Source organism: Streptomyces sp. NBC_01276 (genome assembly GCF_041435355.1).
Taxonomy (GTDB): domain Bacteria; phylum Actinomycetota; class Actinomycetes; order Streptomycetales; family Streptomycetaceae; genus Streptomyces.
Genome location: NZ_CP108442.1, coordinates 3,521,449 through 3,547,404, shown reverse-complemented (window position 1 = coordinate 3,547,404; position 25,956 = coordinate 3,521,449). Strand labels below are relative to the sequence as shown.

Genomic DNA, 25,956 nt, shown 5'->3' with positions numbered 1-25,956 from the left:
TATGCCGAGCGGCCCGGCAAGATAAAAAACCGGCAAACCGAGCAGGAAGTCCGGGCCTCCCGGAATGCGGGGGACCGCCATCCGGGTTGCACTCCTTGCAGGGCGCCGACCGCGCTCCCGCAGCCATGCCGCCCCGCATGCGCTGCCCGCCCGTCGTCCGAGCGATCCGAGCGAGAGGAACTGCTCCCTTGAGCCAGTACGTGTCCCGTCTCGGCGGCAGCATCAGCGGCCGCATCGCCGCCGCACGCGGCACCCGCCACGACCCGCCCCGCCTGCGCCTCCCGGCCGTCGGCCACCACCGCAAGCCGCGCCGCGTGGCCATGCTCAGCGTGCACACCTCACCGCTGCACCAGCCCGGCACCGGCGACGCCGGCGGCATGAACGTGTACATCGTCGAGCTCGCCAAGCGCCTCGCCGCGATCAACATCGAGGTCGAGGTCTTCACCCGCGCGACCACCGGCGGCCTGCCGCCCGTCGTCGAGCTCGCCCCCGGCGTCCTCGTCCGGCACGTGGACGCGGGCCCGTACGAGGGCCTCGCCAAGGAGGAGCTCCCGGCCCAGCTGTGCGCCTTCACCCACGGCGTCATGCAGGCCTGGGCCGGTCACCGCCCCGGCTACTACGACCTCGTGCACTCCCACTACTGGCTCTCCGGCCACGTCGGCTGGCTCGCCGCCGAACGCTGGGGCGTCCCGCTCGTCCACGCCATGCACACCATGGCCAAGGTCAAGAACGCCGCCCTCGCCGCGGGCGACGCCCCCGAACCGGCCGCCCGCGTCATCGGCGAGACCCAGATCGTGGCCGCCGCCGACCGGCTCATCGCCAACACCGCCGAGGAGGCGGACGAGCTCGTCCGCCACTACGAGGCCGACCCGGGCAAGGTCGCCGTCGTGCACCCCGGAGTCAACCTCGACCGCTTCACCACCGGCGACGGCCGCGCCGCCGCCCGCGCCCGCCTCGGGCTGCCGCAGGACGCCGTGATTCCGCTCTTCGCCGGCCGCATCCAGCCCCTCAAGGCCCCCGACATCCTGCTCCGCGCCATCGCCGAGCTCGTCGACCGCGACCCCTCGCTGCGCACCCGCCTCTTCGTCCCCGTCGTCGGCGGCCCCAGCGGCAGCGGCCTCGCCAAGCCCGAGGAGCTCCAGAAGCTCGCCGCCACGCTCGGCATCGCCGACCTCGTGCACTTCCACCCGCCCGTGCGCCAGGACCAGCTCGCCGACTGGTTCCGGGCCGCCTCCGTCCTGGTCATGCCCTCGTACAGCGAGTCCTTCGGGCTCGTCGCCATCGAGGCCCAGGCCACCGGCACGCCCGTCCTCGCGGCCTCGGTCGGCGGGCTGCCCGTCGCCGTCAACGACGGGGTGACAGGCATCCTCGTACCCGGCCACGACCCCGTCGACTACGCGCGCGAACTGCGCCGCTTCGTGGACGAACCCGGTCTCACGGACCGGATGGGCGCCGAGGCCGCCCGGCACGCGCAGTTCTTCGGCTGGGACACCGCCGCCAGCGGAACGGCGGACGTGTACACCGCGGCCATGCACGACCACCGCCGTCGCGTACGCTCCCACCATGGCTGACACCGCCGCGATCATCGAGTCCACGCTGGCCGGCGCCGAGCTGGGCTGGGAGAGCCCCGAGCCCGGCAGCTACGTCGTCCAGCTCCCCGGCACCCGCAAGCTGAGCACCACCTGCTCGCTGCGGATCGGCCGGCACTCCCTCTCGGTGAACGCCTTCGTCATCCGCCACCCCGACGAGAACGAGGCGGGCGTCCACCGCTGGCTGCTGGAGCGCAACCTCAAGCTGTACGGCATGGCCTACGCCGTCGACCCCCTCGGCGATGTCTACCTCACGGCCCGGCTCCCGCTGTCCGTCATCACCCCGGAGGACCTGGACCGTCTCCTCGGGACCGTCCTGGAGGCGGCGGACGGCGCCTTCAACACCCTCCTGGAGCTCGGCTTCGCGAGCGCGATCCGGCGCGAGTACGAGTGGCGCGTCTCGCGCGGCGAGTCCACCCGCAACCTGGACGCCTTCAAGCACCTGACGCGCCCCTCGGCCTGAGGCGGCCGGGGCCTCGGCCCGAGGCCGGCCTACGGGCCCGCGCCCCTTGCCCCGCAGCGCCGGGCGCGGCCCCACCGGGGCGTTACGCCTCGGCGGCGGCCACCGGCCGCGCCCCGGCAGGGACCGGCCCGGCCGCGGTGGCGGAGCCACTCGATCCGCCCGATCCGGCAGCGGAGCCATCCGATCCGGCATCCGATCCGGCATCCGATCCGGCCGAACCTCCCGAGCCGGCCCTGCTGCCCGCCACCGGCGCCACCGGCGCCCCCGGTCCACCCTCCGGGAGGCTCCGCATCAGCAGCCAGTACCCCAGCGCCGCCACCGTCCCCAGGACCCCCGTGGCCCCCCACAGCCACGCCGCGCCCAGGTGGTCGATCACGAACCCGGCCATCAGCGGCGCCACCAGCGCGGCCACCGCCCACGACATCGTGTACATCCCCTGGTAGCGCCCGCGCCCGTGCACCGGCGACAGCCGGGCCACCAGTCCCATCTGCGTCGGCGAGTTCACGATCTCCGCCAGCGTCCACACCGTCACCGTCAGCGCGTACGCCCACAGCGGCCCCGCGAAGGCCGTCATCGCGAACCCGTACCCCGCCAGCAGCGCCGAGACCACCAGCAGCTTCTGCGGGTCCCGGTGCTCGATGAACCGCGTCACGGGGATCTGGAGCGCCACGATCAGCACCCCGTTCACCGCGACGACCAGCCCGTAGTCACCGGGCGAGAAGCCCGCCGCGCCCATCGCCACCGGCAGCCCCACCGAACCCTGCGTGAAGATCAGCGAGATCAGGAACGACAGCCCGACGACGCCCATGAACCGCCCGTCCCGCAGCACGTCCCCCAGCCTGGTCTCCGGCCCGGCCGCCTCCTCCTGGGCCGCGTCCCGCACCGGCCGCGACTCCGGCAGCTTCGCGAACACCAGCACCGCGCACACCAGCGTCAGCGCCGCCTCGCCCAGGAAACCGGCCAGGTAGCTGTACTCCGCCACCAGCCCCGCCACCGCCGAACTGATCGCGAAGCCGAGGTTGATGGCCCAGTAGTTCAGCGCGAAGGCCCGTACGCGGTCCTCCGGCCGGACGATGTCGGCCATCATCGCGGACACCGCCGGGCGCGAGGCGTTCGAGGTCATCCCGACCAGCAGGGCCACCGCCGCGATCGCCGCCGGATGCTCCATGAATCCCAGCAGGGCCACCGAGAACGCCGTCGACACGTTCGCCGCCAGCATCGTCGGCCGCCGCCCGAGCCGGTCGGTCATCACCCCGGCCACCAGCGAGGAGACCACCCCGCCCAGCCCGTGCAGGGCCACGACGAGTCCCGCGAAGGAGGCCGAGTAGCCCCGGTCCAGAGTCAGGTACAAGGTCATGAAAGTGGCGACGAAGGCCCCGAGCCGGTTCACCAGCGTGCTCGCCCACAGCCACCAGAAGGCACTCGGCAGACCCGCCACGCTCTCCCGCGCGGCCTGTCTCAACCTGCCAACGGACATAAGGATTCCCCCCGGTGATGTAAGCGCCGCTCCGGCTCTCGGCACATTACGAGGACGCCCCTCGGGGCCGCCACTCGATTGACGCCGCGCGTCAATCGAGGGCCCCTCCGCGGCCCTCCGGTGCCGCGCGCGGGCGCACCGGCCCGTCCATTAGGCTCGTACGCATGGCCGACGCACCGTACAAGCTGATCCTCCTCCGTCACGGCGAGAGCGAGTGGAACGCGAAGAACCTGTTCACCGGCTGGGTGGACGTCAACCTCAACGAGAAGGGCGAGAAGGAGGCGGTCCGCGGTGGCGAACTCCTGAAGGACGCCGACCTCCTCCCCGACGTGGTCCACACGTCCCTCCAGAAGCGCGCGATCCGCACCTCCCAGCTCGCGCTGGAGGCCGCCGACCGCCACTGGATCCCGGTCCACCGCTCCTGGCGCCTGAACGAGCGCCACTACGGCGCCCTCCAGGGCAAGGACAAGGCCCAGACCCTCGCCGAGTTCGGCGAGGAGCAGTTCATGCTGTGGCGCCGCTCCTACGACACCCCGCCGCCGGCCCTCGCGGACGGCACGGAGTTCTCCCAGTCCGAGGACCCGCGTTACGCGAGCATCCCGCCGGAGCTGCGCCCGCGGACGGAGTGCCTCAAGGACGTCGTCGTCCGCATGCTCCCGTACTGGTACGACGCCATCGTCCCGGACCTCCTCGCGGGCCGCACCGTCCTGGTCGCCGCGCACGGCAACTCCCTGCGCGCGCTGGTCAAGCACCTGGACGGCATCTCCGACGCCGACATCGCGGGCCTCAACATCCCCACCGGCATCCCGCTCGCCTACGAACTGGACGCCTCCTTCAAGCCCCTCAACCCGGGCGGCACCTACCTCGACCCGGCCGCCGCGGCCGCCGCCATCGAGGCCGTCAAGAACCAGGGCAAGAAGTAACCCCCATCACGTGAAGGGCCCCCCGCCCGCTGGTTTCCAGTGGGTGGGGGGCCTTTTCGTCGTCCCGGGCCGTGTGTGGGTCAGGAGTCCTCGTCGGGGTCGTCGAGGAGCTTCGGGAGGACGTCCGGGTGTTCGAGGCGCAGGGCTTCGTAGCGGTCCTCGTAGGCGGTCACCGCGTCCTGGAGGGAGCAGCCGAGGTGTGCCCGCAAGGCCTTGATGGCGGGTATGGGGCGGCGGGCGAGGATGTCGGCGTCGGCCACCGTCGTGGAGGGTGTGGAGGGGTCGCTCATGGCAGCAAGATCGCACAACTCCGCGACGGGCGCCGCCGGGTTTCGCCGGCGGAGGGTGGCCCGGGGGTCCCGCGAGGTCGCCCACCTGCGGCCCAGCGTCCCACCCGTCCCACCAGCGGTTTCTCCGTGGGTGGGGGCTTTTTCGCGGGGTGGGGGAGCAGGGCGGTGGTTTCGCGCCGGGGTGGGGCTTTTTCGTTGGTTTGAGATGGGAAAGGAGGGTGCGGAGCGGGTGTGAAGTGGCGTTTCGGCGCTGAAGGTGGTGGGCCGGACGGGTGAGTGCGTCGTTTCTGCGCTGTCGGGCCCGAGCGCCGCCCGGCTACAACTCCTGGTCATGATCAAGAACCTCGTGAGGCGCGGTCTCCCCGCGCTCGCCCTCGCCCTCCTGCCCGTACTCGCCTCCGGCCCGGCCGCCGACGCCTCGTCCGCGCCGCGGGCCGCCGCCTCCACCGCCCGCAGCGACGCCCACTTCTACGGCGGCTCCACCCTCCACAAGAACCAGGCGTGGACCTCCGGCAACGGCCGGACCGTCCTGCGCGTCCAGAGCGACGGCAACTTCGTCCTCTACAAGGACGGCAAGGCCGCCTGGCAGGCGCCCGGCGTCTGGCCGAAGGCCAACAGCGCCGTCTTCCAGGAAGACGGCAACTTCGTCGTCTACGACAGCAACGGCAACCCCGTCTGGGCCGCCGGCACCTGGCACAAGGGCCACTACCTGTCCGTCCAGGACGACGGCAACGCCGTCGTCTACAACAGCGCCAACCAGCCCGTCTGGGCCACCAACACCGGCGACTGACCGCTGCGGCACGGCGAAGGGCCCCGCCGGACCGGACGCGGTCCGGCGGGGCCCTTCGGGCGTGCTCGACGGGCTGGTGTCAGCCCCCGCACTGGCAGGGTGCTCCGGACTGGCAGCCGCAGCCGCAGCCCGACCCGCAGCCGCAGGCCGCGAGCAGGGGGAGGCGCAGGGGCTCCGGACGGGACGACGGCTGCTGGTCCTGCTCCGGGGTGATCGGGACGGGGGAATCGGGCATGGATCCTCCTCGTGGGCGCACAGGCGTGGCGTCCCGGTGACGGAGCGCCTTCGCCTCATTCATGCCCAGCCACACCGGCGCGTCAACGGCGCATTGGGGCTCGGGAGCGGACGGTCAGACCCCGTCGACCTGCGTCGGCTGCTGGAGCTCGTCCGCGTGCTCACCCGTCACCAGGTAGACCACGCGCTTCGCCACCGACACCGCGTGGTCCGCGAAGCGCTCGTAGTAGCGGCCCAGCAGGGTCACGTCGACGGCCGTCTCGATGCCGTGCTTCCAGCGGTCGTCCATCAGGTGCTGGAAGAGGGTGCGGTGCAGCTGGTCCATCTCGTCGTCGTCCTGCTCCAGCTGGAGCGCGAGGTCGACGTCCTTCGTGATGATGACCTCGGCCGCCTTCGCCATCAGCCGCTGCGCCAGCTGCCCCATCTCCAGGATGGTCGCGTGCAGGTCGCGCGGGACGGCACGGTCCGGGAAGCGCAGGCGCGCCAGCTTCGCCACGTGCTGCGCCAGGTCGCCGGAGCGCTCCAGGTCGGCGCTCATGCGCAGCGAGGTCACCACGATGCGCAGGTCGGTCGCGACGGGCTGCTGGCGGGCCAGCAGCGCGATGGCACGGGCTTCGAGGTCGTGCTGCAGGTCGTCGACCTTCTGGTCGGCGGCGATCACGCTCTCGGCCAGCTTCAGGTCGGCGTCCAGCATCGCGGTCGTCGCCCGCCCGATCGCGGAACCGACGAGCCGGGCCATCTCGACCAGGCTTTCTCCGATCGAGTCCAGTTCCTCGTGGTACGCGTCGCGCATGGTGGTGTCCCTCTCCTGCCGCTCTTACTGCCTGCTCGTCTGCTGCGTGGCTCCTGGCCCCACGTTCTACACGTTCGGGTGCCAACGCGTCCGACTCCGGCATCACAAGTGAATCAACCCCGTCGCCAGGGTGAACTCTGGGCGACGAGTGTTCGAGCTGCCACCCGAACGGCTGTGGAAGTGTCGTTCTGCCTGCTTAACCTGGATCCATGGACGTGAACGCGGCGGTCGCCGCAGCTGCAGCGATCGCCGGTCTGTGCACCGGTGTGATCGCGATGCTGGCGTTCCGCTGGAGCGAGCGCGACCAGGCCCGCCCCACCCGGAGCTCCATGCGCCCCGACATCAACGCGGTGCTCCCGCCCGGTGTGGACACCGTCCTCTCCGTGCTCCGTTCCTCCGCCGTCGTCCTCGACGAGGGAGACGCGGTGGTGAAGGCCAGCTCGGCGGCGTACGCCCTGGGCCTGGTCCGCGGCGGCAAGCTGGCCGTGGAGCCCATGCTCCACATGGCCCGCGACACCCGCCGGGACGGGGAGATACGACAGATCGAGCTCGACCTGCCCCGGCGCGGCACCGGCCGCGGCGAGGCCCTCGCGGTCTCCGCCCGCGTCGCGCCGCTCGGCTCCCGCCTGGTGCTCCTGCTCGTCGAGGACCTCACCGAGGCCCGCCGCATCGAGGCGGTCCGCCGCGACTTCGTCGCGAACGTGTCGCACGAGCTGAAGACCCCGGTCGGGGCGATCTCCCTGCTCTCGGAGGCGGTCATGGACGCCGCCGACGACCCCGAGGCGGTCAGCCGCTTCGCGGGCCGCATGCAGATCGAGTCCACCCGTCTGATCAACCTCGTGCAGGAGCTGATCGACCTCTCCCGGGTGCAGAACGACGAGGCACTGGAGGACGCCGAGCCCGTGCGGGTGGACACCCTGGTGGCCGAGGCCATCGACCGGTGCCGCCACACGGCGACGTCCAAGCAGATCACCATGGCCGCCGGCGGCACCGCCGACCTGCGGGTATGGGGTCACCGGGGGCAGCTGGCCGCCGCCCTCGGCAACCTGGTCGAGAACGCCGTCAACTACAGCCCCGCCCGCACCCGCGTCGGCATCGCTGCGCGCCGGGTGACCGCGCCGGGTGGAGACTTGATCGAGATAGCCGTGACCGACCAGGGCATCGGCATCCCGGAGAAGGACCGCGAGCGCGTCTTCGAGCGCTTCTACCGCGTGGACCCGGCCCGCTCCCGCGCCACGGGAGGAACCGGACTGGGCCTCGCGATCGTGAAGCACGTGGCGGCCTCGCACGGCGGGGAGGTGTCGGTGTGGAGCTCCGAGGGCCAGGGCTCCACGTTCACCCTGCGCCTGCCCGAGGCGGCCGTGCAGATCCCGGCGGACGCCCCCGCACCCGCCCGACCCCAGCCCCAGCCCGAACCCGAAACACCCATCCCTGCCCCGGAGGTCCTTCCGTGACCCGAGTGCTCGTCGTCGAGGATGAGGAATCCTTCAGCGACGCCCTGTCCTACATGCTCCGCAAGGAAGGCTTCGAGGTCGCGATCGCCGCGACGGGTCCCGACGGGCTCGACGAGTTCGAGCGCAACGGCGCCGACCTCGTCCTCCTCGACCTGATGCTGCCCGGTCTGCCGGGCACCGAGGTCTGCCGGCAGCTGCGCGGCCGCTCCAACGTCCCCGTGATCATGGTGACCGCCAAGGACAGCGAGATCGACAAGGTCGTCGGGCTGGAGATAGGAGCGGACGACTACGTCACGAAGCCCTTCTCCTCCCGCGAGCTCGTCGCCCGCATCCGCGCGGTGCTGCGCCGCCGCGGCGAGCCGGAGGAGGTCACCCCGGCGGCCCTGGAGGCGGGTCCGGTACGGATGGACGTGGACCGGCACGTGGTCACCGTCGCCGGCGCCAAGGTGGACCTCCCGCTGAAGGAGTTCGACCTGCTGGAGATGCTCCTGCGCAACGCCGGCCGCGTGCTCACCCGCATGCAGCTGATCGACCGGGTCTGGGGCGCGGACTACGTCGGCGACACCAAGACCCTGGACGTCCACGTCAAGCGCCTCCGGGCCAAGATCGAACCCGACCCGGGCGCTCCGCGCTACCTGGTGACCGTCCGCGGCCTCGGCTACAAGTTCGAGCCGTAGACCGGCGGGCGTACGAACGAAGGAGGGCCCCGGCCGCATCAGCGGCCGGGGCCCTCCCTTCGTGTCTCCCGGCGTCAGTGGCCGGCGGCGTGCGAGGCGCTGCCCGACGGCGACGGGGTACCGGAGGCCGAGGCGCCCGCGGCGCCCGACGGGGAACCGGAGGGGGAGCCCGACGGGGAGCCCGAGGGGGAACCGGACGGGGAGCCCGCCGGGGCCGCGGGAGCGGCGGCCGGGGCCTCGGTCGGGCCGAAGCCGGCGTACATGCCGGCGGCGGGCACGACCTGCGCGCCCACGGGCACGTCACCGGTGCTGCTCAGCTGGAAGACGACTTCCTCGACGTTGCCCGCTTCCACCGCGGAGGCGACACCGCCCTCGATGGAGGCGGAGGCGTTGCCCTTGCCGCCCAGGACCACGGAGCCGTTCGGGGGCACGATGATCTTGTCGGCGCCGCCGGCGCCCTTCAGGACCACCTTGGACTTGGTGGCCGGCAGGGTGATGCCGCTGAGGACCTGCGGCTTCTCACCGGTGTTGAAGACGGTCGCCGAGACGGAGGCCGGCCCCTTCTTGCCCTTCTCGCCCTGGCTGATCACCAGTACGTTCTGGACCTTGATGTCGCCCTTGGTGGCGGCGGCGTTGTCCGGCTTGATCTGGAGAGTCTGCGCGTCGTTGCCGGCACCGCACGCGGCGAGCGAGGCGATCGAGAACACGATGGCGGTAGCGGCGAGGGCGCCGCGTCGAAGGCTGCGGCTCACGGCTGCGGCAACTCCTAGGACGTACGGACGGGAGGGTGGGCTCTCGGGACGGCCGAGGTAAAGCCGCCCTAAGGGTGTGTCAGCGCGCTTAGGTTACCGAGCCGCCGCCCCGCCCCCGCACCCGACCCTCCGCTCCGCGCGCCCCGTGCCGCCCCCGCCCCGCGATCTTGCATTCCCATAACCCCCGGACGCCGCGCGGTGATCAATTTCCGGATTCCCCCGAACGTGGATCCGTGATCAATTCGGGATTGGGCCGGAACCCGCTCCGTACGCATGCCCGCCAGTCGAACGGAGTACTTCCGTTTCCGGTCTCAGAACCCGGCAAAACGGGACGTACGTCACACTCGTGGGCTCCTTCGCCAGGTGTAACGTGGTCGATTCGGCCGGTCCGTACAGCGCCTCCGACCTGCGAATACCCCCTTCCGGAAGCCCTTCGCAGCACGTTCGTGTCGCTGTTGTCAAGCCCCGAGATGTGCCCTGACCTGCGAAAACGCCATTCATAACAGTCAGTTCTCGTGTTACCCTGGATAGCCACGGAAGGGGTACCTGTCACATGACGTTCAAGGTTGGCGACACCGTGGTCTATCCCCATCACGGGGCCGCGCTGATCGAGGCCATCGAAACTCGCCAGATCAAAGGCGTGGACAAGACCTACTTGGTGCTCAAGGTCGCCCAGGGCGACCTGACGGTTCGTGTGCCTGCGGACAATGCGGAGTTCGTCGGCGTTCGCGACGTAGTCGGCCAGGACGGGCTGGACCGGGTCTTCGAGGTGCTCCGCGCACCGTACGCAGAAGAGCCGACGAACTGGTCCCGGCGCTACAAGGCAAATCTGGAGAAGCTCGCTTCTGGCGATGTCATCAAGGTCGCCGAAGTGGTGCGTGACCTGTGGCGTCGTGAGCGTGAGCGCGGGCTTTCCGCGGGTGAGAAGCGCATGCTCGCGAAGGCGCGTCAGATTTTGGTGAGCGAGCTCGCGCTCGCCGAAAACACCAACGAGGACAAGGCCGAGGCCCTCCTCGACGAGGTTCTCGCGTCCTGACGCTCGAACCGAACCACAGTGTGCCGCGGTGCCCGATGACGGACCCCCTCGACGAGGGGGTCGTTGCCGGGCGCTGCGGCATGTCTGCATCCGCATCCACGGACCCGTAGGCCTGCTTCTGGCGTGCCGGGCCCGGCCAGCCGGCTCGACCGGTCGTCACGGAAGGGGCGAGGGCGTCGCACCCGGCACCCTTCAGGCCATACCCATGTCGGCCGAAGTCACAAACCTGGCCCGGAGCTACTACTGATGTCTGACCAAACGCGCCCCCACCGCACCGCCGCGGTGATCCCGGCCGCCGGACGCGGGGTACGCCTCGGCCCCGGCGCGCCCAAGGCCCTGCGGGCCCTCGGCGGGACGCCGATGCTGATCCACGCCGTCCGCGCCATGGCCCGCTCCCGCGCGGTGTCCCTCGTCGTGGTCGTCGCGCCGTCCGACGGGACCGCCGAGGTGCGCAACCTCCTGGACGAGCACGCGCTGCCCGAGCGCACCGAGATCCTGGTCGTCCCCGGCGGGGACACCCGCCAGGAGTCCGTGCGGGCCGGGCTGGACGCGCTCCCGGCGGACATCACCTCCGTACTGATCCACGACGCGGCCCGCCCGCTGGTCCCCGTGGACACCGTCGACTCCGTCGTCGAGGCCGTCCGCGACGGCGCCCCCGCCGTGGTCCCCGCCCTGCCGCTGGCCGACACCGTCAAGGAGGTCGAGCCCGCCGCGCCCGGCCGGCCCGAGCCCGTCGTCGCCACGCCCGAGCGGGCCCGGCTGCGCGCCGTACAGACCCCGCAGGGCTTCGACCTCGCCACCCTGCTGCGCGCCCACGAGGCCATCGCCGTCAGCGGCGAGGGCGCCACGGACGACGCCGGCATGGTGGAACGCACCGGGGTCACCGTCGTGGTCGTCCCCGGCCACGAAGAGGCCTTCAAGGTCACCCGTCCGCTCGACCTGGTCCTCGCCGAGGCCGTACTCGCCCGCAGGAGGGCCAACGATGCGTACTGATTCCGAAGAGCGGGCCGCGCGGGCCGCTGCCGGCTCCGCCCCGCTGATCCCGCTCGTCGGGATCGGGACCGACGTCCACGCCTTCGAGGCCGGGCGCGAGCTGTGGTGCGCCGGGCTGCTGTGGGAGGGCGAGGACGGTCTCGCCGGTCACTCCGACGGGGACGTAGCGGCCCACGCCGCCTGTGACGCCCTCTTCTCGGCCGCCGGGGTCGGCGACCTCGGCGCCCACTTCGGCACCGACCGGCCCGAGTGGTCCGGTGCCGCGGGCGTGACCCTGCTGGCGGAAGCCGCCCGGATCGTGCGCGCCGAGGGGTTCGAGATCGGCAACATCGCGGTCCAGGTGATCGGCGTACGCCCGAAGATCGGAAAGCGGCGCGAAGAAGCGCAGAAGGCGCTCGCGGCGGCGGCGGGCGCCCCCGTCGCCGTCTCCGGCACCACCACCGACGGCCTCGGCCTCACGGGCCGTGCCGAGGGGCTCGCCGCCATCGCCACGGCACTCGTCTACCGCGTCTGACCGTCCCTACCGCGTCCGACCGTCCCGGGCACCCCCGGCCCGCCGGGCCGGGGCCTCGTGGCCCGGTCGAGGCCGCGCGGCGGCCCGGGGCGGCCCGGGGCGCCGCACGTCGCCGGAAGGCGCCGGGCAAGGCGGGTAAACCGCCCGTACGGGACCCCGCGGGGCCCGCGTCCGCGCCTCTTCGGCAACAAACCCGCCCCCGGGTGCCGAAAGGGTCGCGGGGCACTGCTAGAGGCCCACTACCCTGGATGCCGTGACTCTTCGCCTGTACGACACCAGCGCCCGGCAGATCCGCGACTTCACCCCGCTCGTTCCGGGCTGCGTCTCGATCTACCTCTGTGGCGCGACCGTGCAGGCCGCCCCGCACATCGGGCACATCAGGTCCTACCTGAACTTCGACGTGATGCGCCGCTGGTTCGCGTACCGCGGCTACGACGTCACCTTCATCCGCAACGTCACCGACATCGACGACAAGATCATCGCGAAGTCCGCCGAGCAGGGCCGCCCGTGGTGGTCCATCGGCTACGACAACGAGCTGGCCTTCAACAACGGTTACGACGCCCTGGGCTGCCTGCGGCCGACCTACGAGCCCCGCGCCACCGGTCACGTCCCCGAGATGATCGAGATGATGCGCGGGCTCATCGAGCGCGGCCACGCGTACGAGTCCGAGGGCAACGTCTACTTCGACGTGAAGTCCTTCCCCGGCTACCTCTCGCTCTCCCGCCAGGAGCTCGACAACATCCGCCAGCCGGAGTCCACCGGCGAGACCGGCAAGCGCGACCCGCGCGACTTCGCCATGTGGAAGTCCGCCAAGCCCGGCGAGCCCTCCTGGGAGACCCCCTGGGGCCGCGGCCGTCCCGGCTGGCACCTCGAATGCTCCGCCATGGCGCACAAGTACCTCGGCGAGGCCTTCGACATCCACGGCGGCGGCCTGGACCTGATCTTCCCGCACCACGAGAACGAGATCGCCCAGGCCCAGGCCTTCGGCGACGAGTTCGCCCGGTACTGGGTGCACAACGCCTGGGTCACCATGTCCGGCGAGAAGATGTCCAAGTCCCTCGGCAACTCGGTCCTCGTCTCCGAGATGGTCAAGCAGTGGCGCCCGATCGTGCTCCGCTACTACCTCGGCACCCCGCACTACCGCTCGATGATCGAGTACAGCGAGGAGGCCCTGCGCGAGGCGGAATCCGCCTTCGCCCGCATCGAGGGCTTCTACCAGCGCGTCATCGAGAAGGCGGGCGGGCCCGTCGAGGCCGCCGCCGAGGTCCCGCCGGGCTTCGCCGAGGCCATGGACGACGACCTGGGCGTCCCGCAGGCGCTCGCCATCGTCCACACCACGGTCCGCCAGGGCAACAGCGCCCTCGCCGCCGACGACAAGGACGCGGCCATCGCCCGCCTCTCGGAGGTGCGCGCCATGCTGGGCGTCCTCGGCCTGGACCCGCTCGACCCGCACTGGGCCGGTGAGGCGGCCGACCGGGGCGAGGACCTGCACGGCGCCGTCGACACCCTCGTGCGCCTCGTCCTGGAGCAGCGCGAGTCCGCCCGCTCCCGCAAGGACTGGGCCACCGCCGACGCCATCCGCGACCAGCTCCAGCAGTCCGGCCTGGTCATCGAGGACAGCCCCACCGGACCCCGCTGGACCCTCGGCCCGCGCTAGGCGCGCAGCACCGACAGGGCCCTCCGGAGCAGTCCGACTGTGCCGCCCGGCCTTCCGGGCGGCACACTCTTCATACGTACATATCGCAGCATCAACGAAAACAGGTAGAGGTCATGGCCGGGAACAGCCAGCGCAGGAACCGCCGCACGTCCAACAAGAAGGGCGCCACGGTCGGCAGCGGTGGCCAGCGGCGCAAGGGCCTGGAAGGCAAGGGCCCCACGCCCAAGGCCGAGGACCGCAAGAAGCACAAGGCCAACCGCATCGCGGGCGCCATGGCCCGCCAGGCCGCCAAGCGCCGCCCGGCCCCGCGCCGCGGTGGCCCCAAGGGCACCAGCGAGATGGTCGTCGGCCGCAACCCGGTCTTCGAGGCGCTGCGCGACGGCGTCCCCGCCACGACCCTCTACGTCCAGCAGTTCATCGACAACGACGAGCGCGTCCGCGAGGCCATCCAGCTCGCCGGCGAGCGCGGCAACATCAACCTGATGGAAGCCCCGCGCCCCGAGCTCGACCGCATGACCAACGGGCTCAACCACCAGGGCCTGGTCCTCCAGGTCCCGCCGTACGAGTACGCGCACCCCGAGGACCTCACCGCCGACGCCTACGACAACGGCGACGACCCGCTGATCGTGGCCCTCGACGGCGTCACCGACCCCCGCAACCTCGGCGCGATCGTCCGCTCCGTCTCCGCCTTCGGCGGCCACGGCGTGGTCATCCCCGAGCGCCGCGCCGCCGGCATGACCGCCGGAGCTTGGAAGACCTCCGCCGGCACCGCCGCCCGCACCCCGGTCTCCCGCGTCACCAACCTGACCCGGGCCCTCCAGGACTACAAGAAGGCCGGTCTGGCCATCGTCGGCCTGGCCGCCGAGGGCGAGCACTCCGTCGCCGACCTCGAAGCGCTCTCCGGTCCCGTCGTCATCGTCGTCGGCTCCGAGGGCAAGGGCCTCGGCCGTCTCGTCGGCGAGAACTGCGACTACCTCGTCCGCATCCCGATGCCGGGCGGCGCCGAGTCGCTCAACGCCGGTGTCGCCGCGGGCGTCGTCCTCTACGAGGCCGCCCGCCGCCGCGCCGAGGCCAGCCGCGTCTGACGGCGCCAGGACCGGGGCCGGGCACTTCCCGCGGCCCCGGGGCAGGGCCCGCCCGCCCCGCCGCTTGATCCACTTGCCTCACGGGGAGTCACCCGTGAGCGTGTCACCCCGCCCGTTCCGGGCGGGGTGACTTGATCTTGACGGGCCTCGGACAGATCCCTGCCGTCAAGGCAGTGTCCTAAACACTGATCACTCGGTTAGATGAGTGTGGACACCAGAACGTCAGGGTTCGACGACCAGCCCGCGCTGAGCATGGTCAAGGTGCCGTGCGACCCCGCACAGGTCATCGTCAACCACGCCAGCTTCCGCGTGCGGCTCGCACCGAGCCCGAGCGCGCGTTCCAAGCCCGCGAATGCCCCCGGCCGCGCGCCCGTACTCGGCGCCGCCGTGGTCGCCGCCGCCGGAGCCACCCGCCGCCGCGCCCCGGTCGTCTGGAGCGGCAAGTCCGCCCCCGGCGACGCCGCGGCCACGGGCGGGCTCCTCCAGGCCGTGCGGGAGGCCGGCCGCGGACACGACGAATACGACGGCGGCGCCACCCAGACCATCCCCCGGGTCGACCTCGCCCACGACCTCGCCGACGACACCCTCGCCACCCCCACCGTCATCGGCCAGCGGACCTACGGGGACGAGACCCGCCCGCTGTCCGCCGTACGGGACCTGCCCCACCGGCCGCACGACCCGCACCACCCCCCGCAGTACCCCCCGCAGTACCCCCCGCAGTACCCCGACACCGACTCCCGGCGCGGTCCCGCCGACCCCCGCGCCCAGGCCTCCTACTACCCCGGCCGCCGGATGAACCTCGGCGTCGTGCTGCTCCCGCTGCGCGTCTTCCTCGGCTTCATCTCCATCTACGCCGGCATGGGCAAGCTGTGCGACCCCGTCTACTTCGACGGCGGCGAACGCGGCTCCATGGTCAGCTGGCTCCACACCCTGCACCCCTGGGCCCTGGCCGAACCGCTGCGCGACTTCGCGCTGGCCCACCCCGTGGGAGCCGGCCTCAGCGTCGCCTTCTTCCAGGTCATCGTCGGCGTCCTGACCGTCTTCGGCCTCTGGCAGCGGTTCGCCGCCTGCATCGGGGCCCTGCTCTCCGCCGCCCTGCTGATGACGGTCAGCTGGAAGACCGTCCCCGCCTACGACGCCCCCGACATCATCTACCTGGCCGCCTGGAGCCCGCTGATCATCGCCGGCGCGCCCGTCTACTCCCTCGACGGCCGGCTCTCCGGAGAGGCCTGGCGCACCCTCGGCCCCCGCGCCGAACTCTGGCGGCTGCGCCGGCGCGTCCTGCGCCGCGGCGCGGTGATGGCCACCGTCGTCTGCGGGCTCACCCTCCTCATCGGCTCCGTCCTCGGCGGCGCCGTCCGTTCCAGCACCGTCGTCACCGTCCCCGGCCCCGGCCAGGCCCCCAGCAACTACCTCCCCGGCAGCCCGCTGCCCCAGGCCCCCGCCCAGCCGTCCGGGCCCGCGGTCAGGCAGCAGCAGCCCTCGAAGCAGGCCGCCACCCCCTCCGCGTCCGCCCCCACACCCTCCGCCAAGCCGGGCCGCACCGGAACCGGCTCCACCACCCGGGAGACCGCCGGCACCGGCACCGGCTCCGGGGCCCCCAGCGCCACCAGGAGCGGCGGCAGCGGCCAGACCCCGCGCAGCAGCACCCCGAAGCAGTCCAGCCCGCAGCAGCCGCCGGTCTCCTCCTCCGGGAGCCGGGGCGGCGGCGGGGACACCCCGGCCAAGAAGCCCGGCCTCGTCGGCGGCCTCCTCGGCTGACCCCACCCGCCCCGAAGGGCCCGGCGCGAGCGCGCCGGGCCCTTCCGCGTCGGGGGCCGGGCAGCGGAGCGCCGTACGGGAGCCGCGTACGAGGGCCGGGTGCGAGGGCCACGTACGGGGACGCGCATACGGGGACGCGCATACGGGGACGCGCGGTCGGGGCAGGACGCGGGGGCCGGGCTGCGAGGGCGCGCGGACGGTGCGGGCGGGTCACGGCGCTCAGGAGGCTCAGGCGGCGTTCTGCGCCGCCAACTCCCGTGCCGCCTCGGTCAGGTCCTTCGCCGTGTCGATCGCCCGCCAGTAGGCCCCCTGCGGCAGCGGAAAGCCCGCCAGCCGCCGCTCGCGCGCCAGATGCGGGAACGTCGTCCGCTCATGGTCCCCCAAATCGGGCAGCAGCGCCGTGAATTCGGGGGCGAAGACGTACACGCCGGCATTGACCAGGTACGGCGACGGCGGCGCCTCGATGAAGTCCAGCACCTGCCCGAACTCGTTCGTCTCCACCACCCCCCACGGGATCCGCGGCCGGGCCAGCGCCAGCGTCGCCGTCGCCCCCCGCTCCTCGTGGAAGGCCGCCATCTCGCGCAGCGGGAACCGCGTCCACACGTCCCCGTTGGTCGCGTACCACGGCCGGTCACCGCACGGCAGGTGCCGGGCCGCGTACTTGAGGCCGCCACCGCGCCCCAGCGGCTCCTCCTCGACCACCGTCGTCACGCGCAGCGGCAACGGGGCGCGGGCCAGCCACTCCTGGAGCACGTCCGCGAGGTGCCCGCACGAGACGACGACGTCGGTGACCCCCTCCGCCGCCAGCCAGGCCAGCTGGTGCCCGATGATCGGCAGTCCCGTCCCGGGGATCTCGACCATCGGCTTCGGACGGTCGTCCGTATACGGCCGCAGCCGCGATCCCTGGCCGCCCGCCAGGATGACCGCCTGGGTGGGCGAGGCCGGGAACGCGGCCGCGCGGTCGATGGGTTGGGATGAAACGGGAGGTGCGGGGGGAACATCGCTCATGGCCGCCAGCGTAGGGACGGCCCCTGCCCCGGCGGAGGCAGGCGCGGCGGGCGTCAGCCCATCGAGGCGACACCCGAGGCGTACGAGGTGTCGCACACCGGGCGCGCGAACGACTGGGCCTTCGTGGGCCCGTACGCGTCCACGGCGGCCCGGCCCAGGGCCCGCGCGATGCCCACGCAGTGGTCGGCGAGCGAAGGACGCCTGTCCACCTCCTGCTGGAGGTGGGTCAGGACGTCACCCGGCTCCTCGCCCTGCCGGATTTCACCGAGCAGCCGGTCGCGCAGCACGTCCTGCGCGGCGCGCGGCTTCGCGGGGACGGAGACGTCCTCGGCGGAGGCGGTCAGGATCTGGGAAGGGGAGTTGTCCGCCCAGGGGACCATCGTGACCGCGAGGGTCCCGGACAGGACCAGGACGACGGGCAGGACCAGGGCGAGGGAACGGCCGATTCGGCGGGCAGTGTGGGTCACGAGGGCGAGAGTAGCGCTCGGTGAGGATTTGGCGACATTTAGTCACCCGGTCGGGGGATGGTTCGACGCGGCTTTTCGAATCAAGGGTTGACGGGTGCGGCCGAATGGCCCGGTCTGCCGCGGTTCGTGCCCCCGTCCGTGCGGCTGCCGGTGCCGGGCTCCGCGCCGCCGGCCCGCACCGCGGTCCACAACTGACGCCGAAGGGGCGCCCCTTGGCGGGACGCCCCTCCTGCGCGTGCGTGCGTGAGTGCGCGCGCGTCAGTCGGACAGGCGGGCACCGGTGGACGTGGAGAACACGTGGATCTCGTCGGCGCGCGGCACCAGGTGCATCGTCGAGCCCTTCTCCGGGACCTGGCGGCCGCCCACGCGGACCACGATGTCCTGCGGGGTCTTGTCGGTGCCGAGCAGGGCGCTGCCGTAGACGTAGCCGTCGGCGCCCAGCTCCTCGACCACGTTGACGGTGATCGTCAGACCGCCCGCGTCACCGACGTCGAAGTGCTCGGGGCGCACGCCCACGGTGACCGTGCGGTCGCCGGCGTCCGCGGCCGCCGACAGCGCCGCGCGGGAGACCGGGACGACGCTCGCGCCGAACTTCACGCCGCCGTCGGTGATCGGGACCTCGACGAGGTTCATGGCGGGGGAGCCGATGAACCCGGCCACGAACAGGTTCGCCGGCCGGTCGTACATGTTGCGAGGGGTGTCGACCTGCTGCAGCAGACCGTCCTTGAGGACCGCCACGCGGTCGCCCATCGTCATGGCCTCGACCTGGTCGTGGGTGACGTAGACGGTGGTGATCCCGAGGTCGCGCTGGAGCGCGGCGATCTGGGTGCGGGTGGACACGCGGAGCTTGGCGTCGAGGTTCGACAGCGGCTCGTCCATGAGGAAGACCTGCGGCTTGCGGACGATGGCGCGGCCCATCGCGACGCGCTGGCGCTGACCGCCGGAGAGCGCCTTGGGCTTGCGGTCGAGGTACTGGGTGAGGTCCAGCATCTTCGCCGCGTCCTCCACCTTGCGGCGGATGGTGGCCTTGTCCTCGCCGGCGATCTTGAGCGCGAAGCCCATGTTGTCGGCGACGGTCATGTGCGGGTACAGCGCGTAGTTCTGGAACACCATCGCGATGTCCCGGTCCTTGGGCGGCAGGTGCGTGACGTCGCGGTCGCCGATGCGGATGGCGCCGCCGTTGACGTCCTCCAGACCCGCGAGCATGCGCAGGGAGGTGGACTTGCCGCAGCCGGAGGGGCCGACGAGGACGAGGAACTCGCCGTCCTCGATCTCCAGCTCCAGCTGGTCGACGGCGGGCTTGTCGCCGCCCGGGTAGAGCCGGGTCGCGCGGTCGAAAGTCACAGAAGCCATGGTGGTGAATCCCTTCTACCGGCAGGAACGTGCCGGACGATCCGAGTGGAAGGTCTAGTCCAGCTGACTGGACTCCGCCCGACGCTACCCGCCCGGACGCCTCCTGTCAGCAATCTGACGGGCCGGATCGCGGGCGGGGTGGCGGGTATCGGCGGGATCAACACGATGGCCTGGGGGAGAGGGCGCTGTGTAGAGTGATGGCGGCCCTGCCTCCTTAGCTCAGCTGGCCAGAGCAACGCTCTTGTAAAGCGTAGGTCGTCGGTTCGAATCCGACAGGGGGCTCTGCTTCCGAAGGCCCCGGACCGCTTTGGTCCGGGGCCTTTCGCGTGCCTCAGCCGCGCCCCGAGATGCGGTCCGCCAGGCGGGCCAGGGGGGTTGTCGTGGGGCGGTGGGTGGTCGATTCGTGGCGGTCCGCCTCGCGGTAGGCGGCGTAGAGGGCGTGGACGCCGAGCCAGCGGAAGGGTTCGGGCTCCCAGCGGCGGACGCGGTGGTGGACCCAGGGGAGGGCGGTCAGGTCGGTGGTCTCGCCGAGGACCAGGTCGCGCAGGGTGCGGGCGGCGAGGTTGGCGGTGGCCACGCCGGAGCCGACGTAGCCGCCCGCCCAGCCCAGGCCCGTGGTGGCGTCCAGGGTGACGGTGGCGCACCAGTCGCGGGGGACGCCGAGGACGCCCGACCAGGCGTGGGTGATCTCCGTACCGGTGAGCTGCGGGAAGAAGGAGAAGAGGAGGGAGGACAGGGAGGCGATGGTGGCCGGCTGGGTGCGGCCGTCGTTGTCGGTGCGCGAGCCGAAGCGGTACGGGATGCCGCGGCCGCCGATCGCGATGCGGTCGTCGGCGGTGCGCTGGGCGTACATGTAGGCGTGGGCCATGTCTCCGAGGACGGCCCGGTCCGACCAGCCCAGGGAGTCCCAGGCGGACCGCGGGAGGGGCGCCGTGACGATCATCGAGGAGTTCATGGGGAGCCAGGTGCGCTTCTGGCCCTTGAGGGCGGCGGTGAACCCCTCGGTGCAGCGCAGGACGTACGGGGCGCGGACGGTGCCGTACGGGGTGACGGCCCGGCGGGGGGCGAGTTCCGTGACGGGGGTGGACTCGTGGATGACCACGCCGAGGCGTTCGCAGGCGGCGGCCAGGCCGCGGACCAGCTTCAGCGGGTGGATGCGGGCTCCGTGCGGGGTCCAGCTGGAGCCGACGGCGTCGGCGATGTCGATGTGGGCGCGGGTGTCGGTGGCGTCGTAGAGGACCCGGTCGCTCTCGCCGAAGCCGAGTTCGGCGGCGTGGAAGGCCTTGAGGCGGGTGAGCTGGGCGGGGGTGCGGGCGACTTCGAGGACTCCGCCGCGGTGGACGTCGGCGTCGATGCCCTCCTTGGCGGCGGTGTCGATGACCTCGGTGACGGTGTCGTTCATGGCGTGCTGGAGGCGGAGGGCGGCCCGGTGGCCGTGGAGGGCGGCGTAGCGGTCGCGTCCGGCGATGCCGTTGTAGAGCCAGCCGCCGTTGCGCCCGGAGGCCCCGTAGCCGCAGAACTTCTGCTCCAGGAGGGTGATGCGGAGGTCGGGGGCGGCGCGCTTGAGGTAGTAGGCCGTCCACAGGCCGGTGTAGCCGCCGCCGACGATGACGACGTCTGCCGTGGCGTCGGCGGTGAGGGGGGCGCGGGGTGGCTGGGGGGCGGTGGTGTCGGTCGCGTACCAGAAGGAGATACCGCCGTTGATCGTCATGGGGGAGTTGGTACACGGGCTGTTCGAGGGGTGTCCAGGGGCGGGGTGTCGTGTTTCGGAGGGCGTTGGCAGGCCGGATGGCCGATGTGGGGGGTGCGGGGCGTTGCGTAGGGTGTCGAGGGGGGTTTGTCGGTTTTACGGTTTATGAGTTCTTTATGGAGAGGGTGTCGTCGGGTGAAGCTGGGTGTACGGAGGACAGGGCGCGCGGGACGGGTCCTGGCGGCGGTCGCGGCGGCGGCGCTGCTGGGCGGCGCGGTGGCGGGCTGCGGAGCGGGGGGCGGCGCGGCCTCGGACACGGCGGCGTCGGACCTGTCGGCCGTGCGGACCAGCCCGATGGCGGACCGGCTCGCGGGGCTGCCCGCCGCCGTGGACGGGGCGAAGGTCGTCGTGGGGCGGCCCGGGGCGCCGCGCACCGTTCAGGTGCTGGTGGACCCGCGGTGCGGGGCCTGCGCGAAGTTCGAGTCGGAGGGCGGGGAGACGCTGCTGAAGCTGGCGGACGAGGGCAAGGTGAGGATCGAGTACCTGCTGGCCTCCTTCCTCGACCAGGGCGGGGCGAGCGGTTCCGTGAAGGCGGTGAACGCGTTGCGGGCGTCGGTGGACGCGGGGAAGTTCGCCGAGTACCACGCGGCGGTCTTCGCGAGCCAGCCGCAGGGGAGGTTCACCGACGAGCTGCTGCTGCGGATCGCCGACCGGGTGCCGGGGCTGCGCGGGGAGGCCTTCGACCGGGCCGTGGCCGAGGGGACCCACACGGGGTGGGTCGCCGGGGCGGAGGAGGCCTTCGAGACGACGGGGATGCGGGGGACGCCGGCGGTGCTGGTGGACGGGAAGCCGGTGGGGGCGAAGGACGGGTCGATGTTCGACGCGGCCGGGTTCGCGCGGACCCTCCAGGAGGCGGGCGTTGCCGCGTAGGGACGGGGCCGGGGTCGAGATTCCGGCGGGGCTGGTCGAGGTGCAGCTGCGGTACGGCGGCGCGGCGGGACGGGAGTTCGTCGAGGGGCTGCCGGGGCGGGTGGCGGAGTTCCTGGAGCGGTGGGGCTTGCGGGTGGCGGGGCCCGCGATGCACGGGATGACGGCCCTGGTGCTGCCGGTGGTGCGGGCGGACGGTACGGAGGCGGCGTTGAAGCTGCTGGTCCCGGACGAGGAGAGCGCGGGGGAGCCGGTCGCGCTGCGCGCGTGGGACGGGCGGGGCTGCGTACGGCTGCTGGAGTGGGACGGGCCGACGGGGACGTTGCTGCTGGAGCGGCTGGACGCGGGGCGGCACCTGTCGGGGCTGGTGGAGCGGGAGCCGCGGGCGGCGGTGACGGTGGTGGCGCAGTTGCTGGCGCGGCTGACGTCGGTGCGGGCGCCGCAGGGGCTGCGGGGGCTGGGCGAGGTCGCGGAGGGGCTGCTGGCGGGGGTGCCGGAGGCGGCCGGGCGGCTGGCCGACGCGGGGGAGCGGCGGCTGCTGCGGGACTGCGCGGCGGCGTTGGCGGAGGTGGCGGCGGAGCCGGGGGACCGGTTGCTGCACTGGGACCTGCACTTCGACAACGTGCTGGCGGCGGAGCGGGAGCCGTGGCTGGCGATCGATCCGAAGCCGCTGGCGGGGGACCCGGGGTTCGAGTTGCTGCCGGCGTTGGTGAACGGGTTCCGGGTGGAGGAGGTCGGGTGGCGGTTCGACCTGTTGACGGAGGTGGTGGGGCTGGACCGGGAGCGGGCTCGGGCGTGGACGCTCGGGCGGGTGCTGCAGAACGGCCTGTGGGAGGTGGAGGACGGGGAGGTGGCGCTGCCGGAGCGGGAAGTGGCGGTGGCGGAGGTGCTGTTGGGGCGTGCGGGGCGCATCGGGTGCGCGGGGTGAGTGGGGTGAGTGGGGTGAGTGGGTCGCGCAGGGTGAGCGGGTCGTGTGTGGCGATCGGGATGGGCGGCGGCCGGTGGGGGTGCGAGTCGTGGGGGTGCGGGTCGTGGGGGGCGCCGACGGGGCGTGCCTAGGCTGCGGGCATGTTGATTCGAGAGGCCGAAGTCGCCGACGTGCCCGTCATCCGCGCCATGATCGGCGAACTCGCCGCGTACGAGCGGGTGCCGCACGAGGCGCGGGCGACGGAGGCGCAGCTGGAGGAGGCGCTGTTCGGGGAGCGCCCGGCGGCGTTCGCGCACGTCGCGGAGACGGCCGAGGGCGAGGTCGTCGGCTTCGCGGTGTGGTTCCTGAGTTTCTCGACGTGGCTCGGGGCGCACGGGATCTACCTGGAGGACCTGTACGTACGGCCGGGTGCGCGCGGGGGCGGGTACGGGAAGGCGCTGTTGCGGGAGTTGGCGCGGATCTGCGGGGAGCGGGGGTACGGGCGGCTGGAGTGGTCGGTGCTGAAGTGGAACGCGCCGTCGATCGCCTTCTACGAGGCCCTGGGCGCGCGGCCGCAGGAGGAGTGGTCGGTGTACCGGCTGACGGGCGGGGAGCTGGCGGAGCTGGGCGGGGAGGGGTGAGCGCTCCCCGCGGATCCCGGCGGGCCGGGCGGGATCGGGCGGGATCCGGCGGGGGACGGTGTGCAGGCGGGTCAGGGCTCCAGGACGACCTTGCCGGTGGTGGCGCGGGTTTCGAGGGCGTGGTGGGCAGCTGCGGCTTCGGCCAGGGGGTAGCGCTGGACGGCGGGGCGCAGCCGGCCGGTGGCGGCTTCTTCGAGGGCTCGGGTTTCCAGGACGCGCATCGGGTCGGGGGCTCCGACGGCTTCGAGCATGGCGGGGCCGAGGACGCCCCGGGTGGTGATGCCGCGGGCGGTGAGGTCGTCCTGTTCGGCTCCGGTGAGGGTGAGGGGGCCGGAGGAGCGGCCGTGGACGAGGTGGCGGGCGCCGGGGGCGAGGAGGCCGAGGGCGGTCCGGGCGGTGGCGCCGCCGACGGAGTCGAAGAGGACGGTGGCGCCGTCGGGGTGGTGGGCGCGGACGGTGTCGGCCCAGTCGTCGGTGGTGTAGTCGACGGCGAGGTCGGCGCCGTTGGCGGTGGCCAGGGCGGTCTTGGCGGGGCCTCCGGCGAGGGCGACGACGGTGGCGCCGGCGTTCTTGGCGTACTGGACGAGCAGGGTGCCGATGCCGCCGGCCGCGGCGGTGATCAGGGCGACTGAGCCGGGGCCGAGGTCGGCGAACTGGAGGATGCCGAGGGTGGTGCGGCCGGTGCCGATCATGGTGACGGCCTGGGCGGTGTCGAGGCCCTCGGGGACGGGGTGGAGGCGGCCGGCGTCGGTGACGGCGTACTCGGCGTAGCCGCCCGGGGCGAAGCCGAGGTGGGCGACGACGGTCCGGCCGAGCCAGGCGGGATCGGTGCCGGGGCCGAGGGCGTCGACGGTGCCGGCGACTTCGCGACCGGGGGTGGTGGGGAGTGCGGGCAGGGGTGCCGGGGGCCCCTCGATGCCCTTGCGGAGGTTGACGTCGAGGAGGTGGACGCCGGCGGAGGCGACGGCGATGCGGACCTGGCCGGGGCCGGGGACGGGGCGGGGGACGGTCTCGTAGGAGAGGTTCTCGGCGGGGCCGAAGGCGTGGAGTCGGATGGCGCGCATGGTGTCCATGCGGCCAGCCTGTGACCTGAAGCGTGGTTGAGGTCAAGGGCGTCCCGTTGTCGGTCCCGTGGGTCACGATGGGGGGATGGTGCGGAACGAGCGGGTGCGCGGGCAGGCGGCCGGAGCGGTCAGGGCGGCGAGGCGGGCGGAGGTCCGGCTGCCGGAGCTGGTGGCGTGGGAGGGCGGTGGACTGGAGCCGGACGGGGACTACGACGGACTGGAGTTCGCGGACCTCGATCTGGCGGGGCAGGAGGGCGTCGGGGCGCGGTTCATGGACTGCGCGCTGCGCCGGTGCGCGCTGGACGGGGCGGGGCTGGCGAAGGCGCGGATCCTGGACTCGGTGCTGGAGGGGGTCCGGGGAGTCGGGACGGATCTGGCGGGGGCGTCGCTGCGGGACGTGGAGCTGGTGGAGGCGCGGCTCGGCGGGGCGCAGTTGCACGGGGCGGTGCTGGAGCGGGTGCTCGTACGGGGCGGGAAGATCGACTACCTCAACCTGCGGACGGCGCGGTTGAAGGACGTGGTCTTCGACGGGTGCGTGCTGGTGGAGCCGGACTTCGGGGGTGCGGTGCTGGAGCGGGTGGAGTTCCGGGGCTGCGTGGTGCGGGGAGCGGACTTCACGGGGGCGCGGATGGCGGACGTGGACCTGCGGGCGGCGTCGGAGCTGGGGATCGCGCGCGGGGTGGAGGCCCTGTCCGGGGCGGTGATCAGCCCGGCGCAGCTGTTCGACCTGGCCCCGGCCCTGGCGGCGCAGCTGGGGCTCCGGGTGGAGGGGTAGACGGGGCGTGACTGCGCCGCCTCCCGGGCGCCGGGGGTGCCGGGGTCCCGGGCGTCGGGGGTGCCGGGGTCCGGGGGCGCCGGGCGTCCCGGGGGTCCCCGTCGGCCTGCTCGGTCGGGGTTACGCCGGGACGCGGGGGAAGCGGGACTGGAGCGTCCAGATGACCGGGTTGTCGGCCAGGCCGTCGTGCATGTCGATGAGGTCCGCGATCAGGTCGTGGAGGAAGTCGCGGGCCTCGCGGCGCAGCAGGCGGTGGCTGAAGGTCAGCGGGGGCTCCTCCGGGTCCATCCAGTCGGCCTCGATGTCGACCCAGCCGAAGCGGCGCTCGAAGAGCATCCGGTCCGCGGATTCGGTGAAGTCGAGTTCGGCGTACTGGCGGTTGGCGGAGCGGCTGCCGCGGGGGTCCTCGTCGAGCTTCTCGACGATGTCGCACAGGGCCCAGGCGAAGTCGAGGACCGGCACCCATCCCCAGGCTGTGGACACCTCCGTGTCCTTGACGGTGTCCGCGAGGTAGACGTCGCCGCAGAACAGGTCGTGTCGCAGGGTCCGGACGTCCGCCGAGCGGTAGTCGGTCTGCGGGGGGTCCGGGAAGCGCCGGGAGAGGGAGTAGCCGATGTCGAGCACGTCCCCGATGGT

General features: G+C 72.8%; 27 protein-coding genes and 1 tRNA gene. 17 read left to right on the top strand and 11 right to left on the bottom strand.

The window, feature by feature from the left end; all coding sequences use genetic code 11:
* The first annotated feature begins 188 nt into the window (after nt 1–188).
* Nucleotides 189–1,571, top strand: coding sequence for a D-inositol-3-phosphate glycosyltransferase (mshA, locus tag OG295_RS15535; protein WP_371677423.1), 1,383 nt, complete (start codon nt 189–191; stop codon nt 1,569–1,571).
* Nucleotides 1,564–2,052: a YbjN domain-containing protein gene (locus OG295_RS15530; protein ID WP_371677422.1), complete on the top strand. Its 489-nt coding sequence runs from the start codon at nt 1,564–1,566 to the stop codon at nt 2,050–2,052. The genes mshA and OG295_RS15530 overlap by 8 nt, the downstream gene beginning before the upstream one ends.
* An 82-nt stretch (nt 2,053–2,134) precedes the next feature.
* Here the strand turns inward: OG295_RS15530 and OG295_RS15525 are convergent, their stop codons facing one another.
* On the bottom strand, nt 2,135–3,529 hold the full coding sequence (locus tag OG295_RS15525) for an MDR family MFS transporter (RefSeq protein ID WP_371677421.1): 1,395 nt from the start codon (nt 3,527–3,529) through the stop codon (nt 2,135–2,137).
* 164 nt (nt 3,530–3,693) lie between these two features.
* Here OG295_RS15525 and OG295_RS15520 point away from each other — a divergent pair, with 164 nt between their 5' ends.
* Nucleotides 3,694–4,452: a phosphoglyceromutase gene (locus tag OG295_RS15520; RefSeq protein WP_266840671.1), complete on the top strand. Its 759-nt coding sequence runs from the start codon at nt 3,694–3,696 to the stop codon at nt 4,450–4,452.
* A gap of 80 nt (nt 4,453–4,532) precedes the next feature.
* Here the strand turns inward: OG295_RS15520 and OG295_RS15515 are convergent, their stop codons facing one another.
* On the bottom strand, nt 4,533–4,742 hold the full coding sequence (locus OG295_RS15515) for a hypothetical protein (protein WP_371677420.1): 210 nt from the start codon (nt 4,740–4,742) through the stop codon (nt 4,533–4,535).
* 331 nt (nt 4,743–5,073) lie between these two features.
* Between OG295_RS15515 and OG295_RS15510 the strand changes: the two genes are divergently transcribed.
* Entirely contained in the window at nt 5,074–5,532 is a 459-nt protein-coding gene (locus OG295_RS15510; RefSeq protein ID WP_371677419.1) for a hypothetical protein, read from the top strand.
* A gap of 79 nt (nt 5,533–5,611) precedes the next feature.
* Here OG295_RS15510 and OG295_RS15505 read toward each other — a convergent pair whose 3' ends face one another.
* Both OG295_RS15505 and phoU read right to left on the bottom strand, forming a co-directional pair.
* On the bottom strand, nt 5,612–5,767 hold the full coding sequence (locus OG295_RS15505) for a hypothetical protein (protein WP_266840676.1): 156 nt from the start codon (nt 5,765–5,767) through the stop codon (nt 5,612–5,614).
* Between the two features lie 114 nt (nt 5,768–5,881).
* Entirely contained in the window at nt 5,882–6,559 is a 678-nt protein-coding gene (gene phoU / locus OG295_RS15500; protein WP_030232376.1) for a phosphate signaling complex protein PhoU, read from the bottom strand.
* Between the two features lie 209 nt (nt 6,560–6,768).
* Between phoU and OG295_RS15495 the strand changes: the two genes are divergently transcribed.
* Both OG295_RS15495 and OG295_RS15490 read left to right on the top strand, forming a co-directional pair.
* Nucleotides 6,769–8,013 (top strand): sensor histidine kinase, encoded by a 1,245-nt coding sequence (locus OG295_RS15495; RefSeq protein ID WP_371677418.1) that lies wholly within the window; start codon nt 6,769–6,771, stop codon nt 8,011–8,013.
* On the top strand, nt 8,010–8,690 hold the full coding sequence (locus OG295_RS15490; RefSeq protein ID WP_007265514.1) for a response regulator transcription factor: 681 nt from the start codon (nt 8,010–8,012) through the stop codon (nt 8,688–8,690). The genes OG295_RS15495 and OG295_RS15490 overlap by 4 nt, the downstream gene beginning before the upstream one ends.
* Nucleotides 8,691–8,764: 74 nt before the next feature.
* Here the strand turns inward: OG295_RS15490 and OG295_RS15485 are convergent, their stop codons facing one another.
* Entirely contained in the window at nt 8,765–9,442 is a 678-nt protein-coding gene (locus tag OG295_RS15485; RefSeq protein ID WP_371677417.1) for a DUF461 domain-containing protein, read from the bottom strand.
* Nucleotides 9,443–9,995: 553 nt separating this feature from the next.
* Here OG295_RS15485 and OG295_RS15480 point away from each other — a divergent pair.
* From OG295_RS15480 to OG295_RS15455, 6 genes are all read left to right on the top strand, one after another.
* Nucleotides 9,996–10,478 (top strand): CarD family transcriptional regulator, encoded by a 483-nt coding sequence (locus OG295_RS15480; RefSeq protein ID WP_003953493.1) that lies wholly within the window; start codon nt 9,996–9,998, stop codon nt 10,476–10,478.
* 246 nt (nt 10,479–10,724) lie between these two features.
* Nucleotides 10,725–11,471: a 2-C-methyl-D-erythritol 4-phosphate cytidylyltransferase gene (gene ispD / locus OG295_RS15475; RefSeq protein WP_371677416.1), complete on the top strand. Its 747-nt coding sequence runs from the start codon at nt 10,725–10,727 to the stop codon at nt 11,469–11,471.
* Entirely contained in the window at nt 11,461–11,985 is a 525-nt protein-coding gene (gene ispF, locus OG295_RS15470) for a 2-C-methyl-D-erythritol 2,4-cyclodiphosphate synthase (RefSeq protein ID WP_371677415.1), read from the top strand. Before ispD ends, ispF begins: the two co-directional genes overlap by 11 nt.
* A gap of 253 nt (nt 11,986–12,238) precedes the next feature.
* The gene (cysS, locus tag OG295_RS15465) at nt 12,239–13,642 is read left to right on the top strand and encodes a cysteine--tRNA ligase (protein WP_371677414.1); all 1,404 of its coding nucleotides are present in this window, start codon (nt 12,239–12,241) and stop codon (nt 13,640–13,642) included.
* 113 nt (nt 13,643–13,755) lie between these two features.
* Entirely contained in the window at nt 13,756–14,727 is a 972-nt protein-coding gene (gene rlmB / locus OG295_RS15460; RefSeq protein WP_371677413.1) for a 23S rRNA (guanosine(2251)-2'-O)-methyltransferase RlmB, read from the top strand.
* A gap of 201 nt (nt 14,728–14,928) precedes the next feature.
* Nucleotides 14,929–16,488, top strand: a complete 1,560-nt coding sequence (locus tag OG295_RS15455; RefSeq protein WP_371677412.1) for a DoxX family membrane protein — start codon at nt 14,929–14,931, stop codon at nt 16,486–16,488.
* Nucleotides 16,489–16,716: 228 nt separating this feature from the next.
* On the opposite strand, the gene OG295_RS15450 is transcribed toward OG295_RS15455, so the two are convergent.
* The 3 genes from OG295_RS15450 to OG295_RS15440 all read right to left on the bottom strand — a co-directional run bounded on the left by OG295_RS15450 (nt 16,717) and on the right by OG295_RS15440 (nt 19,316).
* Complete coding sequence (locus OG295_RS15450; RefSeq protein ID WP_371677411.1) at nt 16,717–17,496, bottom strand: NDP-sugar synthase; 780 nt, start codon at nt 17,494–17,496, stop codon at nt 16,717–16,719.
* A 53-nt stretch (nt 17,497–17,549) separates the two neighbouring features.
* Nucleotides 17,550–17,963, bottom strand: a complete 414-nt coding sequence (locus OG295_RS15445) for a hypothetical protein (protein WP_371677410.1) — start codon at nt 17,961–17,963, stop codon at nt 17,550–17,552.
* A 258-nt stretch (nt 17,964–18,221) separates the two neighbouring features.
* Nucleotides 18,222–19,316 (bottom strand): sn-glycerol-3-phosphate ABC transporter ATP-binding protein UgpC, encoded by a 1,095-nt coding sequence (locus tag OG295_RS15440; protein ID WP_266840693.1) that lies wholly within the window; start codon nt 19,314–19,316, stop codon nt 18,222–18,224.
* A 208-nt stretch (nt 19,317–19,524) separates the two neighbouring features.
* Between OG295_RS15440 and OG295_RS15435 the strand changes: the two genes are divergently transcribed.
* Nucleotides 19,525–19,598 (top strand) — tRNA-Thr (locus OG295_RS15435).
* 49 nt (nt 19,599–19,647) lie between these two features.
* Here the strand turns inward: OG295_RS15435 and OG295_RS15430 are convergent.
* Nucleotides 19,648–21,027 carry an NAD(P)/FAD-dependent oxidoreductase gene (locus tag OG295_RS15430; protein ID WP_371677409.1) on the bottom strand — a complete coding sequence of 460 codons (1,380 nt, stop codon included), beginning with the start codon at nt 21,025–21,027 and terminating at the stop codon, nt 19,648–19,650.
* A gap of 174 nt (nt 21,028–21,201) precedes the next feature.
* Between OG295_RS15430 and OG295_RS15425 the strand changes: the two genes are divergently transcribed.
* The 3 genes from OG295_RS15425 to OG295_RS15415 all read left to right on the top strand — a co-directional run bounded on the left by OG295_RS15425 (nt 21,202) and on the right by OG295_RS15415 (nt 23,481).
* Nucleotides 21,202–21,936 (top strand): DsbA family protein, encoded by a 735-nt coding sequence (locus OG295_RS15425; protein WP_371677408.1) that lies wholly within the window; start codon nt 21,202–21,204, stop codon nt 21,934–21,936.
* Nucleotides 21,926–22,861 carry an aminoglycoside phosphotransferase family protein gene (locus OG295_RS15420; RefSeq protein WP_371677407.1) on the top strand — a complete coding sequence of 312 codons (936 nt, stop codon included), beginning with the start codon at nt 21,926–21,928 and terminating at the stop codon, nt 22,859–22,861. Before OG295_RS15425 ends, OG295_RS15420 begins: the two co-directional genes overlap by 11 nt.
* Nucleotides 22,862–23,004: 143 nt before the next feature.
* Nucleotides 23,005–23,481, top strand: coding sequence for an N-acetyltransferase family protein (locus tag OG295_RS15415; protein ID WP_371681204.1), 477 nt, complete (start codon nt 23,005–23,007; stop codon nt 23,479–23,481).
* Between the two features lie 71 nt (nt 23,482–23,552).
* On the opposite strand, the gene OG295_RS15410 is transcribed toward OG295_RS15415, so the two are convergent.
* On the bottom strand, nt 23,553–24,545 hold the full coding sequence (locus tag OG295_RS15410) for a zinc-binding dehydrogenase (RefSeq protein WP_371681203.1): 993 nt from the start codon (nt 24,543–24,545) through the stop codon (nt 23,553–23,555).
* A gap of 85 nt (nt 24,546–24,630) precedes the next feature.
* Here OG295_RS15410 and OG295_RS15405 point away from each other — a divergent pair, with 85 nt between their 5' ends.
* Nucleotides 24,631–25,320: a pentapeptide repeat-containing protein gene (locus OG295_RS15405; protein ID WP_371677406.1), complete on the top strand. Its 690-nt coding sequence runs from the start codon at nt 24,631–24,633 to the stop codon at nt 25,318–25,320.
* 120 nt (nt 25,321–25,440) lie between these two features.
* On the opposite strand, the gene OG295_RS15400 is transcribed toward OG295_RS15405, so the two are convergent.
* Entirely contained in the window at nt 25,441–25,944 is a 504-nt protein-coding gene (locus tag OG295_RS15400) for a hypothetical protein (protein ID WP_371677405.1), read from the bottom strand.
* Nucleotides 25,945–25,956 lie beyond the last annotated feature (12 nt).